Origin of the sequence: Cytobacillus sp. FSL R5-0377, from assembly GCF_038004385.1 — a bacterium.
Classification (GTDB): Bacteria; Bacillota; Bacilli; order Bacillales; family Cytobacillaceae; genus Cytobacillus.
Genome location: NZ_JBBORA010000001.1, coordinates 4,580,384 through 4,596,936, shown reverse-complemented (window position 1 = coordinate 4,596,936; position 16,553 = coordinate 4,580,384). Strand labels below are relative to the sequence as shown.

6 protein-coding genes (1 of these 6 cut by a window edge) are annotated in these 16,553 nt (G+C 37.7%); all 6 read right to left on the bottom strand.

Annotated elements, in window-relative coordinates; all coding sequences use genetic code 11:
- Positions 1 to 2: 2 nt before the first annotated feature.
- Positions 3 to 935 carry an ABC transporter ATP-binding protein gene (locus tag NSQ49_RS23260; RefSeq protein WP_251284136.1) on the bottom strand — a complete coding sequence of 311 codons (933 nt, stop codon included), beginning with the start codon at positions 933 to 935 and terminating at the stop codon, positions 3 to 5.
- 120 nt (positions 936 to 1,055) lie between these two features.
- Positions 1,056 to 1,688 (bottom strand): response regulator, encoded by a 633-nt coding sequence (locus NSQ49_RS23255; RefSeq protein ID WP_251284135.1) that lies wholly within the window; start codon positions 1,686 to 1,688, stop codon positions 1,056 to 1,058.
- A 204-nt stretch (positions 1,689 to 1,892) separates the two neighbouring features.
- A complete protein-coding gene (locus tag NSQ49_RS23250) occupies positions 1,893 to 3,023 on the bottom strand; it encodes a sensor histidine kinase (protein WP_251284134.1) in 1,131 nt (376 codons plus the stop codon).
- Positions 3,024 to 3,571: 548 nt separating this feature from the next.
- Positions 3,572 to 3,853 (bottom strand): hypothetical protein, encoded by a 282-nt coding sequence (locus NSQ49_RS23245; RefSeq protein ID WP_251284133.1) that lies wholly within the window; start codon positions 3,851 to 3,853, stop codon positions 3,572 to 3,574.
- Between the two features lie 128 nt (positions 3,854 to 3,981).
- Positions 3,982 to 16,188: an amino acid adenylation domain-containing protein gene (locus NSQ49_RS23240; protein WP_251284132.1), complete on the bottom strand. Its 12,207-nt coding sequence runs from the start codon at positions 16,186 to 16,188 to the stop codon at positions 3,982 to 3,984.
- On the bottom strand, positions 16,181 to 16,553 hold the end of the coding sequence (locus NSQ49_RS23235; RefSeq protein WP_341071422.1) for a cyclic peptide export ABC transporter. The gene runs 2,789 nt beyond the window's last position; the window shows 373 of its 3,162 coding nt (coding positions 2,790-3,162); its start codon lies off the right edge, out of view; the stop codon is at positions 16,181 to 16,183. The genes NSQ49_RS23240 and NSQ49_RS23235 overlap by 8 nt, the downstream gene beginning before the upstream one ends.

Below are 16,553 nucleotides of genomic sequence, written 5' to 3'. Positions count from 1 at the left end.
CCTTAATCCCGTAACGTCTTCCCTGTCAGGTGCAGGAAAACGTCCTCCAGGCTAGGGATTTCCACTTGATAATTCATGATTTGCATGCCCTCCTGATCAGCAGCATGGACCAGGCTGCTTAACAAACTGTGATTCTTTTTCGCCAAAATGCGCAGACCCTCTTTCGTTTGTTCCACTTGAAGGACGTCCGGCAAGGCTTTAATTTTGTCTGTGAATACATCACTTCTTTTGCTGAGCTGAACCCTGATCGTATCTTCACTGGATAAAATACTGAGCAATTCTTCCTTGCTGCCTGTGGCGATAATTTTTCCATGGTCCATAATGTAGACCCGATTGCATAATTGCTCGACTTCCTCCATGTAATGGCTCGTGTACAGGACGGTCGTGCCATGAGTCTGGTTTAACTCCCGGACGGTCTCTAAAATATGGTTTCTCGACTGAGGATCAATGCCGACAGTCGGCTCATCAAGGATGAGAATTCTTGGATTATGCAGCAGGGCAGCGGCAATATTGATTCTTCGTTTCATGCCGCCTGAGAACGTTTTGATCAATTCCTTTTGGCGATCCTTTAAACCGACCATGTCCAGTACTTCCTGTATGCGGACCTCCAGGGTCTCCTTCTCCACCCGGTAGGCTTTACCGAAAAACTTCAGGTTTTCATATGCTGATAATTCCTCATAGAGGGCAATTTCCTGCGGTACCACCCCCAGCACTTTTCGAAGTTCTGAAGGGTTTTGAATCGTGCTTTTTCCATCAAGCTTCACATCCCCCGATGTCGGCCGGATGAGGGAGGACATCATGGAAATTGTGGTTGATTTGCCGGCTCCGTTCGGTCCAAGCAGACCGACTGATTCCCCCGCGTTCAGGTATAGGTTAATTTCATCCACTACTTTTTTATCTTTATAGATTTTCGTCAGTTTGACTGTTTCGAGCATGGTTTCGCACTCCTTTTGCTGAGTTGATACATTCAGGATATAAAAAAGGAAACAGCTTCACTACTGTCTCCCGTCACGAGTTATGTATTTCACCATTACTTTAATCATTTTAATTAAAATTTAAACAAGGTTATGGCGGATCGCATAGATGGCGAGCTGCGTCCGGTCTCTTAAATCTAATTTCGCTAGTATCTGGCTTGTGTTGTTTTTCACGGTGCCGACTGAAATGGCGAGCTGATCCGCAATTTCGTTATTGCTGAGACCTTCCCCGATGCATTTAAGGATAGCTCGCTCTCTTGGTGTTAGGGATGGATCAGGTTCCTTGCTGTCCTGCTGTTTCATTAGTTGGGGAACGACCTTTGCAGCAACCCCTTCTTCTATGGATAAGCCGCCCTTTTGTGCACTCCTGATTGAACGGAGCAGTGAGTCCGTGTCACCGTTTTTTAGGATGTAGCCGCTCACGCCAATCCGGAGTGCCTCCATGACATAATCATCGTCATCGAAGGTTGTCAGCATGAGGATTTTTGTCTGGGGCCAGCGGGATTGGATGATCTTCGCCGCTTTTAGTCCATCCATGACAGGCATGCGGATATCGAGGATGGCAATGTCGAATTGACTATTTTCACAGAGGGCGATGGCTTCTTTGCCGTTGTCTGTTTCTCCTGTTACTTTGAATGCTTCTTCGGTTTCGATCATCATTTTTAAGCCTTGTCTGACCATTACCTGGTCTTCGGCTAGGAGGATTCGAATCATGGCTGTCACCTCTATTCATAGAATGTCTTTGAATGTTTCCCGTTGACTTCCGCTCCACGCACTCGCTTTCCACGAGGCGGGCGCTGAGCCTCCTCGACACTTTGCGTCTGTGGGGTCTCAGCTGTCCCGCTGCTCCCGTTGGAGTCTCGCGCCTTACGCTTCAATCAACTCAGTGATAATACTTGATTAACCTCTTAAGAGCCTTTACGAGTGCGAAATTATTTTAATATATCCGTTAACTATGAAGTGTCCTTCGGTTTGGTACACTTTTAATCCGCCATTATGTTTCTCTAAACGCTGCCGCATCTGACTTAGTCCGAAGCCTTCGTGATAGGTATTTTTTCCGGTTACCGGGTTCCGTATTTCGAATCGGAAGATGCTGCCGCCTGGTGCTTCGAAGGTGATGTCTGCTTCTTTTGCATCACTATGCTTCATGATGTTGGTTAATGCTTCCTGGACGGATCTGTAGATCACAAAGGATTGTTCACCCGTCAGCGGAGCGGAAAAGGCCCCGTATTTGACAGAGAAATGGATGTGCATCATGTTTTCGAGCTCAAGCTTACGAATTAAACGCAGGATGCCTGGAAGGCCGCCGGTGTCGTTAGCTTTCAGGGATTTGACAGCCCTGCGTGTTTCATCAAGGCTTTCATTCGCCAGTTTCTTTAATGATTCCACTCGTTCCTGTTCCTGCTTAGAGGCTTGGAGCCGAAACATTTCCAGCTGCATGATGAGAGCTGTCAGCTTATGGCCAACCGAATCATGGATTTCATGGGCAATCAGCACCCGCTCCTCCTGCCTGGCCAGCTCCTCCTCTGAGACTGCTCGCCTCTTTACATCACGAAACTCACCCAAAATGGCCTCATACCTTGCGGCCAGATCGATTAGCTGGTTCTTCATTTTTTTATAATGGATGAGGGCTAGGAAGAAAAAAAGAATGTAAATAGCTATAAAAATTTGATGAGAAATATCAAGATTACTATATATAGCCGTGATTTCTAAACTCAGTACTCCAAGTATCCCATTCCCTATGCTGTACCGAAGCGGCAGGCGATAAAAGCCCTCGGCGATTAGCATGGATATAATAAGAATGAGAAAAGGGTTAAAGTCGTGATTGTAGGGAAATAGGATTGCTGCTGCTATGATCGTATTCGTGCATAGGATGAGCAATAATAAATTAAGCTTTTTTTGAAACATAGGAACGATAAAAAAGAGCAGGAAGTAAAGGGCTGCTCCCAATATGTATGCTGGTAATTGATTTACAGGAAGTTGTAGATAGGCGATGGCAAATGGCCACACAATTAAGTTTAGTAAGATCCATAGCCAGTAGGATTTCATGGTATGACCCCGTTTCTTGAGGGTTTACAACTGCTTATTTTATCATTTATTAACTAAATTAACCATTTTCTGTTTCCTACAAGCAAAAACAAAATCTATACGAATTCTTTTAAAACAAAAAAGAACACCGGATAAAACCGGGCTCTGATATAGTAATACTATTAATGGAATATAGTTGAGATGAAAATACTTACTTATCTTCGTCAAATTTAATTAATGAAACTTCATATTTTCCTTCAGCAAAATTGACCATTGCATGAACCCGGTTGTCTTTATTCCCTTCTCATATCCGAAAAGAAATATTTCTGACCCATATGTACGATCTGTGAACTCATGCTCATTGATTACAACGTCCCACGCTTTTTGCTCCTTAAAATAGAACTGCAGATTCTGTGGACTTTCCTACGATCTCTTCTTTTTCATCCATAGGCATATCATTACATTCCTGCAGAATTAGCGCTGCCAAAACCAGTAAAAGGACCCTCCTACCCCTTCGGACCGAAATTAATCAGCTCGCATGAGCGAATCCAGCCTCTTTCTTGTTTGGATTATATCATACCGTTTGCCTGCCAATCGATGGATCTTTTTAGAGGTTCCAGGAAGAAATCTGCCGACCATTGACTTGCGCGTTCTTTGGCTTCTCCCTTCCAGTTATACAATTGAGTCATACTATCCCTGATCGTTTCTGAGCGCTCACCATTTTCGATCAGCTTGTGTCTGATGTCAATTACCACATCAGGTATCTCATCCATAATACTTTCATTAATTTTTCCTACGCTTTCGGCAACATCAAGCAAATGAGAAGGAGAATCACTTAATTTCAAGTTCACTTACGTAATGCACATATCACGTGGCTATATCTTCTCCTACTTGTAATTTGTGCTTTAGCTTCCCCATACTTAAAAGACCCTAATAAAGTTAATAAACTTTATAGGGTCTTTGTTATTTTATGTGATATTTAGAATTTGAACATGACCTCTTCAATCTCTTGATTTCTTACTATTAAACTATCAACATCAATATCTTTCAATTTAATATCCTGATTGGTTACTGCGGTTTCCAAAATAAAGATAATATCTTTAGCAAACTTTTCTATAGTTTCATGCTTAAATAATTTTTTTGCATACTCCAATTCAAATTCAATGTTTTCTCCTATGTCTACATAGAGTGAAAAATCAAATTTAGATATTTTATGATGGTATTGAACAGGTGTTAACTTAATATCACCTATATAGCTGTTAAGCCCAGCATCATCTTGCAATGCCAGCATAGTAGAAAAGATAGGGTTTCTGCCATTTTCCCTCCTGATATCTAACATATCTAATAACATATCAAACTGAACGTCCTGGTTGTCGTATGCTTTGATTAGTTTGTCTTTCACCTCTAATAAGAATTTCTCAAAGGTCTTATTCTTTTCCGGAAAACTTCTCAATACAATCGTATTTGCAAACATACCAATCATATTTTGTGTATCAAAATGGCCTCTCCCGATAATTGGTAAACCAATTACAATTTCTTCCTGTGATGTGTATTTCGATAGCAGAATACTGTAAGCAGCAGATATTAACATATTCATTGTGATATCTGCATTGCAACAAAATTCTTCTAACCGCTTCTTCAGACCTAAACCCGTATTAAATGACAAACTATCACCTTCGAAATTCTGAAGTTCCGGTCTCGGGTAGTCTGTTGGAATATTTAATACTGGTAACTCTCCAGAAAGATCGCTTAACCAGTATTCCTTTTGCTTATTCGCTTCAGGAGACTGGAGGAATTTATTCTGCCAAACAGCAAAATCTTTATATTGAATGGTCTTATCCTGCAGTAACTTACCTTCGTACAAGTATGCTAGTTCCTCTAGCATAACATTCACTGAATGCCCATCTGATATGATATGGTGCATATCTGTAAGCAGAATATGGGTATCCCATGATAATTGAATCAATTTGACTCTAATCAAAGGGGCCGCGTGTAACTCAAAAGGCCGTATGAAATCCTCAAACCAATGTTCCAGACTAGAATTAAAGCTTTGTGGGCTCTCTCCTGCTTCTATTACTTCAACTTCAACCTTAACTTCATCTGTTATATGTTGTTTCGGTTCCCCATTAACTATTTTAAAAGATGTTCTGAGAGCTTCATTTCTACTTATAAGCTCATTTAAAGCTCTTTGTAACTCAGTGAGAGAAAGCTCTCCTTCTAAAAGTGTAGCCCTAGGCATGTTATAGGCTGTCCCAACACCTTCCATTTGCTGCAGAACGTACATTCTCTTCTGTGCAGATGAAAGATCGTAAAATCTTTTATTTTTCACAGGCTCTATCGAACTATAAGAATTTATGGGCGAGTCTTTTATAAACTTGCCCATTCCTGCAATGGTCGGATTTTTAAATGATTCTCTAAGCGGTATATTCACTCTAAATTCTTTATGAATATCGACTGTTACTTGCATTAATTTTAGTGAGTTACCGCCAAGTTCAAAGAATGATTCATTTAATGCTGTTTTATCCACCCCTAAATTCTTCTTCCAGATATCTGAAATTTTTAAATCGACCGGATCTGTTGGTTCAACATTTTGTACAGGAATTGATGTCATTTCAATTTGCCGTGAAAGACCATGTACATCAACCTTTCCATTCGGTTTTAGCGGTATTAAACTTACCCGGAAATACTTAGAAGGCCGCATATAATATGGCAGAGATTGAGAAAGAAACTCTTTGACACCGGTTCCGTCCTCTTCTTCTTTCAAAACCATGTAAGCGACAAGTTCTTGTTCCCTATTATCATCCTGTAACATCGGAACAACTACTGCATCTCTGACAGCAGGGTGTTGTTTGAGAACGGTTATGATTTCCTCAAGCTCTACTCGATACCCTTTAATTTTTAATTGGTTATCCATCCTGCCGAGGTATTCAATTTGACCATCATGAGTTAACCTTCCAGCATCCCCCGTCTTATAGAGACACTTCTGTTCTCCTTTTTTATTCAACTTAATAAATTTATTTGTATTTAACGAAGAATCATTGATGTATCCTTCGGTCACTCCGATACCAGCTATACATATCTCACCCTTTACTCCCAACGGCAACACATTTCCGATTTTATCAAGCACATAAATTTGAGTATTATCAATTGGCTGTCCAATAATTCCTTCAGCTGATTGATCTTTAGTGTGCTTAAAATTAATGATCCTTGCAACAGAACCTATTGTACTTTCTGTAGGGCCGTAATGGTTCATTATATGTGTATTCGGATAGAGATTGCTGAATTTCAGAACATCTCTTGAAGATAACTTCTCTCCACCTAAGACGACCATTTTTAAGTCTAATTCACTTTGATATTTATTAAGAGAATTACTATTTACCATGTGAGTAAATAGTGAAGGAGTAAGTTTAATATAGCTAATATTTCTATCGGCTAAATACTTTAAGAGATTGTCAGGGATGGAATACTCCTCTCTGGTCAGCAAGTGAAGTTCACTGCCATTCAGTAACGAGCTATAAAGACTTGTGTAGCCTAAATCAAATGCAAACGATGATAATAGTATGGTCTTATCTGTAAAAGACAATGACGCGACTCTTGAGAACCAGGTTATATAGTTAACAACACTTTTGTTCTTTATAGGTACTCCCTTTGGCACCCCGGTAGTACCAGAAGTATAAATCACATATAGATTGTGATCACTGGTACTTCGATTTGCCGGATTTGAACTATCATTTGTATATATGCTTTCATCTTCTAATTCCAAAACCTGATATTTACTATCTAACGAATTTAGCAAGTGAGACTGAGCCAATATCACTTGAGGTCGACTTTGGTCCAAAATAAGTGAAATGCGGTAATCCGGAAACTCTGGGTCAATTGGAAGATAGGCAGCACCCGTTTTAATAATGGCTAGTAACCCCACCATCAACTCAACAGATGGCTGAGCATAGAGGCCAATTACTTTGTCTGGGCCGAATCCTTTACTAATTAAGGTATGGGCTAGTTTATTAGCCTGTTTATTTAATTCACTATATGTTAGTTCACCTTCGCTAGTAACAAGGACTACACGAGAAGAATGTTTAATCGCTTGTTCTTCAAACAGCTGCTTCACCGTTTTTTCAGACGGAAAATTATATTCTGTATCATTAACCCTTTCTATGACATAGTTCTCTTCAGGTGTAACTAAATTAACCGCTCCTATTTTCTTTTTAGAGTCATCTGCTATTTGGTTTAAAATGATCAATAAATGATTAGCCATTCTTGATATACGGCTGGCAGCAAATAAGCCTTTATTGTATTCCAAGACAAATTGCAATTGCTTATCTTGTTCAGTTACCTTAAGCTCTAAATCAAATTTGCTTGACTTACTAGAAATATCAAATGGCTTAATTTCAAAATCTTTCACATCTGCTTGTGCGTTATCAACATTCTCAAACGCAAACATCACATCAAACAATGGATGATGGTTCAAACTTCTTAAAATATCTAAATCGTCAACTAACATCTCGAAAGGGTAATCCTGATTCTCTAAGGCCTCAACAGTAGATGCAGCAACCTTTTTAATAAATTCACCAAGCTGCAAGTTGTCCTTTGGGTTAGATCTAAGTGGCAAGGTATTTACAAACATGCCCACAACACTTTTCATTTCAGCCTGTGTCCTTCCAGCAACTGGAGTACCAACGACAATATCATCTTGACCGCTGTGTTTGGCTAAAAGAATAGTAAATGCAGAAAGTAAAATTGTGTATAAAGTTACTCCATTTTCTTTTGAGAACTGCTTAAGTCTCTTGCTTAAATCTGAATCTAAGCGGAAACTTATGCTATCTCCTATAGACAATGCTGACTCTGGTCTAGTAAAGTCTGTCGGCAGATCTAACAATGGTATATTACCTGAGAAGGTTTTAAGCCAGAAGTTTTTTTGTTTGTCAAAATAACCAGATTTAATTAGTTCATTTTGCCATGATGAAAAATCCTTATATTGAATATTTACAGGAGATAATTCATGATTTTCGTATAAGCTGGCAAATTCCCTTATCAGCACTGCAACTGAAAGTCCGTCTGCTATAATATGATGCATATCATATGCTAAAACGAATTTAGCAGATGACACCTTAATTAAGGCAACTCTAAATAAAGGGCAATCATTTAAATTAAATGGCCGTATAAAACTTTCAATAACCTCTGTGATATTCTCTTCATCGGAAACATAGTGTTCCATTGACCAGGAAACCTCATCATGAACTCTTTGTACAACTTCCCCGTTAACTTGATCAAATGAAGTTCTTAAGCTTTCATGACGTTTTATTAACATTTGGAAAGTCTTTTCTATATGAGATGCGTTTACATCCCCCTCAAGAACTACTGCCCCGGAGATATTATAGCTGATATTCTTATCAGCCAGCTGATCAACTATATACATTCTTTTCTGGGCAGGAGAGACTTCATAGTATGCTTTTTTATCCACTATTGTAATTGGCAGATATTTATTATCATCCTTTTTAGTTTTCTCAATAATTAGCGATAACTCTGCTATTGTAGGAGACTCAAACACATCTGCAAGAGGCAGTTCAACCCCAAATTCCATGTTGATCTTTGACACTAGTGTAATCGCACTGAGTGATTGTCCGCCAACTTCAAAGAAGTGATGATTGATGCCTATCCCTTTAATCCCAAGTATTTTCTCCCATATATCGAGTAACCTTTTTTGAATCTCATTAGTTGGTTTTTGAACCTGCTCAGCAAAGTCGACATCAACCTTCATAGCAGAAAGTGCTTTACGGTCAATCTTACTATTAGGACTTAAAGGGAACTTATCCATTTTTAAAAAGAATGAAGGGATCATATACTCAGGCACCTTTTTAGCAAGTAACGTCCTAATACTAGCCTTGTCAATATCGTTAGAAGACGTTACGTAAAACATGACAAGATACTTTTCCCCAGTATCACGCTCTTTAGCAACTACTACTGCTTCGGTAAATTGTTTATATTGACTAAGAGTTGCTTCAATTTCTCCAATATCAATTCGATGGCCTCGTATTTTTAATTGATCATCTTTTCTGCCCAATACTTGAATATTGCCATCAGGAAGAACTTTACCAATATCACCCGTTTTATATAATTTGGAACCATATCCAGTATGATAGGGATCTTCTATAAACTTATCCTGTGTCATTTGCGGTTTATTCAGGTAGCCTCTTGCTAATGGTATGCCCCCAATATGAATTTCGCCCTTTACTCCTGCTGGAACAGGCTTTAATTGATCGTTGAGAATATAAATTCTTCTGTTTGCCAGCGGTTTACCGACAGGGATAAATTTTAAGTCTCCACTCTTAATCCCGTTGCCAGATACTTTATATAGTGTACTTGTCATAGCCGTTTCTGCAGGTCCATAAGCATTTAAAAGGTTCACATGCTCTAACTTCAATTGCTCCCATAACTTAACTTTCTCTGCTGGCATTTGCTCACCGCCAACAACTACTATTTTTAAGTTACAGTCTGGAATCTCTTGTGGTCTGGAATGCCAGGCCTGTACAATTTCTGCCCAATAGGAGGTTGGTAGATTTATAACAGATAAATCCAGTTCAGCACACCTTTTTGAAAACTGGCTTGGTGTCCATAAATCTTTATCCCTGAATACCAAAGTACTTCCTGCAGCGAATGTGGAGAAAATTTGCTCCAAAGATATGTCGAAGCTTATAGATGAAAACTGAAGCACCCGGTCTTCTGGTACCAGATTAAATTGGTTTATTATATCAATTGAATGACTAACTACCGCTTCGTGAGGCATCATCACCCCTTTTGGCTTCCCAGATGAACCTGAAGTATAAATGATATAAGCCAGGTTATCAGGCTTCACTTCAGTGTTTGGCGTAAGTTTCGGTTCTAGTTCTAATGTGTCCCATTCTTTGTCAATCAATATAGTGTTGCCATCATGCACTGGCACCTTTTCCACAAGGGAGGATTGACTTAATAGAATCGGTACCTTTGCATCAGTTAGCATTAGATTCACTCTGTCACCAGGATAATCAGCATCAATCGGCAGAAATGCTCCCCCTGCCTTTAAAATAGCCAGTATACAAACAGCCATTTTCGGGGATCTTTCAAGGTAAATTCCGACCGGACTATCAGGACCGATACCTTCCCTTATCAATTTATGTGCCAGTTGATTTGATAAAGTATCCATTTCTTTGTAAGTAAGTACTTGATCGCCTTGTATCACCGCAGGCTCGTTATTTCTCTTTTTTACTTGATCTGCAAATAAATCATGAAAGCATGCATGAGGGTAATCTAAATGAGTTTGATTATTCTCTTTTAATAGAAATGATTTTTCATATTCAGAAAGCATGGTTATGTCATTCATTTTTATGTCATGCCCTCTCATCATCTCCCATAAAATATTGGTTAAATGCGTAATAAGTTGACGCGCCTCTTTTTCATTTAAGAACCTTGTATCATAAAGAAGTTTAAAATGTAATTCTGGCTGCAGGTTACAATATAGTACAATCGGATAGTCCATTTGCTCTTCCACTCGGACAGACTCTACTTGCAATTTGCCAATACCATCTTTTAAAGCCTCATCAAAGGGGTAATTCTCAACAATCACAATACTCTCATAAAGGTCGTATAGAGCAGAATTTCTTGGAACTTCACTCCATCTGCGAATGTCAGCAAGCGATGCATGCTCATATTGCCGCATCTCAACCAGTTTAAGCTGTAAATCTTTTAACCATGAAGTGAGACTCATGTTCTGATGGAGATTTGTACGGAATGGCAACGTGTTCATAAAGCACCCAATCATCTGATCTGACCTGTTCAGGTCAGCAGGCCTTCCTGATGATGTCACTCCAAAGACTACATCACTTTCATTCGAATATTGATTTAATAAAACGGCCCATGCTCCCTGGATCAAGGTACTTAGTGTTAACTTATGATCTTTAGCAAAACTCTGTAATTCCTCTTTCTTTTTACTTGATAAATTAAAAATAACGTCACCATATGTTGGACTGTTCGTTACTTCTGCTTTTTTTGTGAAAATATCACCAAAACGCAGCGGAGTTTTAAAACCTTTCAATTGTTCTTTCCAGAATATTTCCAGATTATGATCATCTTGCTTGCATAACCATTTTACATACTCTTTATATGGTACTGCATCACCCAAGTCAATTTCTGCACCTGCACAGTATGCATTATATAACTCTCCGATTTCCTTAAGAAGGATGCTATTGCACCAACCATCCAGCTGCAAATGATGATGAGTCCAAATGACCTCAAAAGCCTGATCCCCTTCTTGAATAACGGTTATTCTCATTAAAGGCGGGTTAGAAATATCAAAACCAGTTTGGCGATCTTTTTCTATATATTTTTCTAATAAATCTGAGCGTTCTGATTCAGTATACTGGCTCCAATTAAAGAACTTATAAGGCACATCCAAATCTTTGTGTACAACTTGGACAGGTTCTTCTAAATCTTCCCAATGATAGGACGCTCTAAGGCTTTCGTGGCGATTCAATAATGTTTGCCAAACCTCTTTAAAGACTTCAACATCTAAATCAGATTTAATTGAAAAAATCGTTTGTTCCACCGCGACAGAAGAATCCGGTGAATAGATATTATGGAATACCATGCTTTTCTGCACAGGGGATAATGACAAGATATCCTCAATAGAAGAGAACTTATCAAATAAGTAATCGAGTTGTTTTTGATTTATTGAGACTAATGGAAAATCGGTTGGAGTAAAATGAGTGTTATGAACACTTTTACAGAAATGAATGATTTCTCTCAATCGATTAATATATTCGTTAGCTAACGCATCAATTGTTTCTTTTTTATGGGTATTTTCACTATACTTCCAATCTATGCGCAGCTGTCCATTTACTATCATACAATCTATATCTATCAGATGACTTCTTAGTCCATTCAGATCACGCGCTATGCCAGAGTTCACATCACTAATCTTAAAGGTGTTTTGGTCTTTAAAAATCTGTCTTGATTGGCCGAGATAATTAAAACTAATTTGTGCCTTAGGCTTTAAAAGAATTTCACTGCGAATCTCTTCACTAGCTAAATATTGCAGTATCTCAAAGCCGACACCACTATTTGGTATATTTCTATACCTCTCTTTAGTTTGCATGATCAAGCCATCAGTCTGATTATTGGAATGTAAATCTCCCAGCACCATAGGATATACACAAGTGAACCAGCCAACTGTCCGAGAAGTATCATGTTCTTTAAGTAATGGAGTTCTGCCGTGCCCCTCCAAATCAACGAGTGTTTTCCCACTCCAATTCCCAAGTGTTTGAGACAAGCCGGAAAGAAGGATGTCATCAACTCTTGTATTAAACGAATCATGTATTTTATGAAGGAGATAATCAGTATCATTTGCAGTTAATGTATAAGAAAGAGTATTAGCCGATTTCTCATCGTTAGGTCCATTTTTGAAATCAATCGGAATAGGATCTAGAGAAGATGGGATTTGCTCCTTCCAATATTCAACTTCATTTTTCAACTTTGTTGAATTGGCAAACTCATAAAGTTTTTCAGACCATTCCTTAAAAGAGATGCTTTTCGCCGGCAGTTGAACTTCTCCTTTGACATCTAATTGACCGTATATATTATGCAAATCTTCTAAAATAATTCTCCAGGAATAACCATCTACTACTAAATGATGAGCAGTAATAAACAGCTTACCTTCTGTCTTACTGCCATAGTTAAAATAGGCTGCACGTATTAATGGGCCTTCAGTTATATTTAATCCACACTGCAATTCGTTAATAACTTCTTCCATGTTGACAGCTTGATTTTCCATGTCATATTCGTTGAATAGTATATGACTCTGGCCTTCAGCGTACCATTGTACCCACTTATTCTCTTTTTGCTGAAATCTAAGTCTGAAACTATCATGATATTCAGTAAGCTTTATTAGACTTAGCTTAAGTTTTTCAGGCTCTATATCTGCACCTGTTTCCAGCAATATAGATTGATTCCAATGGTGCCAGTTCCTTATATTTTGATTGAAAAACCACTTTTGAATCGGTGTTAAGGAGACCTCTCCCGATATAGCAGCTTGGACATCTTTTTCTTCTATTCCCACCCAATTTACAGCATTGGCTAATTCTGAAATAGTAGGATACTGAAACATTTTACTTACAGACATCTCTATTCCTTTTTGTATGCACCTGCCTGCTATTTGAATGCTTAAAATCGAATCTCCCCCTAGTTCAAAAAAGTTATCACTTGTACTGATTTCTTTTTGATCGATGCCAAGGACGGACGACCATATTTCCACCAGCTCTTTTTCTATATTAGTTATAGGAGGAGTAAATACTTTATTTATATCCATAGCAGGTTCGGGAAGATTTTTTCTATCAATTTTCCCGATTGATGTTAAAGGTATTTTGTCTATTTGAATAAAATAGTGTGGCACCATATATTCAGGTAATTTTTCTTTTAATTGTTCTTTTATTTCTTGTACATTAACTTCCTGATCTGACACAACGTAAGCACAAAGAACCTTATTCCCGTACTGGTTTTCCCAATCAATTACTGTCGCATCTATAATATTTTTCTGTATCAGGAGTGAATGAGTGATTTCCCCAAGTTCAATTCTGTAACCTCTAATTTTAACCTGCTGATCTTCCCTTCCAAGAAATTCAATCTCTCCTTCTGGCAGCCACCTTGCTATATCACCTGTCTTATACATTCTTTCATTGGGATAAAAAGGATCAGTATAGAAACTCTCTTCAGTCGTTTTTTCCAGGTTCAGATATCCTCTGGCAACACCAGATCCAGCAATATATAATTCCCCGGATACTCCGATAGGATTTAAGTTCCTGTCTTGGTCCATAACATAGCATCTAACATTAGATATAGGTTTACCTAATGTTACTTTTCCTGGTGTACACTTTTTACTTAAGGCATCAACTGTTGTCTCCGTTGGACCATAATTATTATATAAATCGTAACCCCTTTGAATTAATTCATCCTTTAAAGACTCTTCAAGTGCTTCACCACCTGAGATGACTGTCTTCAAGCTGGGGAGTTTTCGGTCATGGCACAATAAACCTTTGAGGACAGTTGGAATAAAGTTAATAATATGAATCTGATGCTTATTTACATATTCACAAAAACTATCTGTATTCTGTATTAAATCTCTTTCAGCAATATGTAATGTAGAGCCAAATAATAATGTTCCAAAAAAGTCTTCCACACTTGGATCAAACACATAATTTGTTAATTGCAAAAGGTTTTTACCCTTTCCCATTTCATACGTATTCCCAAACCACTCAACTACATTTATTACGTTTTTATGTTCGATCAATACTCCTTTTGGTTTTCCTGTAGTCCCTGAAGTGTAAAATACTGTGAATAAATCGGATCCGGTCAAATCTATAGTTGGACTTTCTGAGTACGAAGAATAGTTATTCTCATCATCTAAACACAATAAAGTATTATGGAAGTCTTCAAAAATATAATCATTGCCTTTTACAGAATCCGTATCTGTTAATAAAAAACGGCAATTAGTATCCAGAAGCATATGCTTTGTCCGATCCTCCGGATTTTGAGGATCTATAGGCATGTATGCAGCTCCAGACTTAATAATAGCCAGAATTCCTGCAATCATATTTATTGAAGGATTGGTCATTATTCCAATTATGTCACCTTTTGAGACTCCATTACTTAACAAAGTATGTGATAACTTATTTGTTAGATGATCTAATTCTGAATAGGTAAGAGATTGGTCCTTATATACCACTGCTGCTTGATCCGGTGTACGGTTCACCTGTTGTTTAAACATTTCAGTTACAGTTAAGGCTAAATTCGCAGGTTTTGAGGTATTATTAAAATTCTTCAAGATAACATTTTTTTCTTCCTTTGATACAGTTTCGATTTCATCTAATGGTTTATTTTGCAAAATTTGATCAGTGATTATTTTAAAACTATTAGATAAATTTTCAATGAAATCATCTTTAAACAGTTGCTCATTATAACTAAAAGTAACCTCAATATCTTCTAAAGAAATTACACTTATTGTTAATTCATAATTGGTCATTTCAAATGCTGAATACGAGTGAAATGAAATAGCAGATTCCTTATTTAAAACCTTTTGATCCAAAGGATAGTTTTCAAAAACAACAATAGAATCAAATAGTTCTGTACTATCATTTATCTGACTATATCTTTTAATATCTGGTAACGGTGTATGTCCGTATCTTTCCCAATCAAGAATCGTTTTGTTAACGGACTTAACTAAATCAGAAGAAGTGTCACCAGATTTCTTGGTCACCCGCAACGGTAAAGTATTAATGAATAGTCCCACCATATTTTCTATTCCTGAGAATGTTCCTGCTCTGCCTGATAATGTGGTCCCGAAAACAACATCATTCGTCCTGTTATTCTTTTGCAGAACCAATCCCCAGATTGTATAAATTAAGGATGCGAGTGTAACTTGATTTGTTTTCGAAAACTCTTCCAGCTTTTTTTTCGATAAATTAATGCTGATATGTCTATCACTGCGATTAACGTCTGTTCTAGCTCTTTTTTGTTCTAACATCGATGGGCTATCGAATCCATTCAGATACTCTTCCCAAAACACCTTCTGCTCATTTTTGTCCTGACTATTAATAAATTTAACAAAGTCTTTATACTTCTTTTTATTTGGAATATTTATTTCTGTTAAATTCGCCAGGCTCTCATAAGCCTGTAAAAATTCTTTAAGAATAATTCCATTACTCCAACCGTCATATAAAATATGATGATTACTTATAATCAACTCATAAACATCTTCTTCTAATTTACAAAGTGTGATCCGAAACGGTACATAGCGAAGGTCAAATTTCTTTTTCATATCCTCTTTTTTGACCGCTTGTACATTACTCCTATTATTTAATGGCTCTGTCTTCCTAAAATCATAGTAGGAAATTTTCGGCTCATGCTTTTTTAGCACGACTTGAATCGGCTCTTTGACTTTATCCCAGCGAAAAACTGTTCTTAATTGTTCATTTGTCTGAACCACTATATTCCATGCCTTTTTAAACATTTCTACATCAATGGATCCTTCAATTCTTAAAGATATTTGCTCAAAATATTCATCACTTTGGGGGTCTTTTAAATAATGAAACAATATCCCCTTTTGAATTGGGGTTAAACTTACTATGTCCTCTACATTTTGTTTATCCAATTTAGCCATTAGCAAGTTCCTCCTTTTGATTGTAAAAAGCTTCACTCCTAGAGTTGTCTGTTAACTCAATCACCTGGCCCCTTTCCATCTTTATTATTTGATCAGCGACATAGAAGTAACGATCGTCATGAGTTATGGCTATGATGCATTTACCTTCCTCTTTCAATTCAGGGAGTATCTCCATATAAAAAAGATGCCTGAATTCCGGATCTTGATCTGCTGCCCATTCATCAAATAGATAAATCGGTTTCTCGTCTAAATAGCTTATTAATAAAGCAAGTCTCTTTCTTTGGCCGGTGGATAATTTAGTTGTACTTAATGTTCCATTTTCTATTCTTACCTTTTGATCCATACGCAGCTTTTTTAAGTATTTT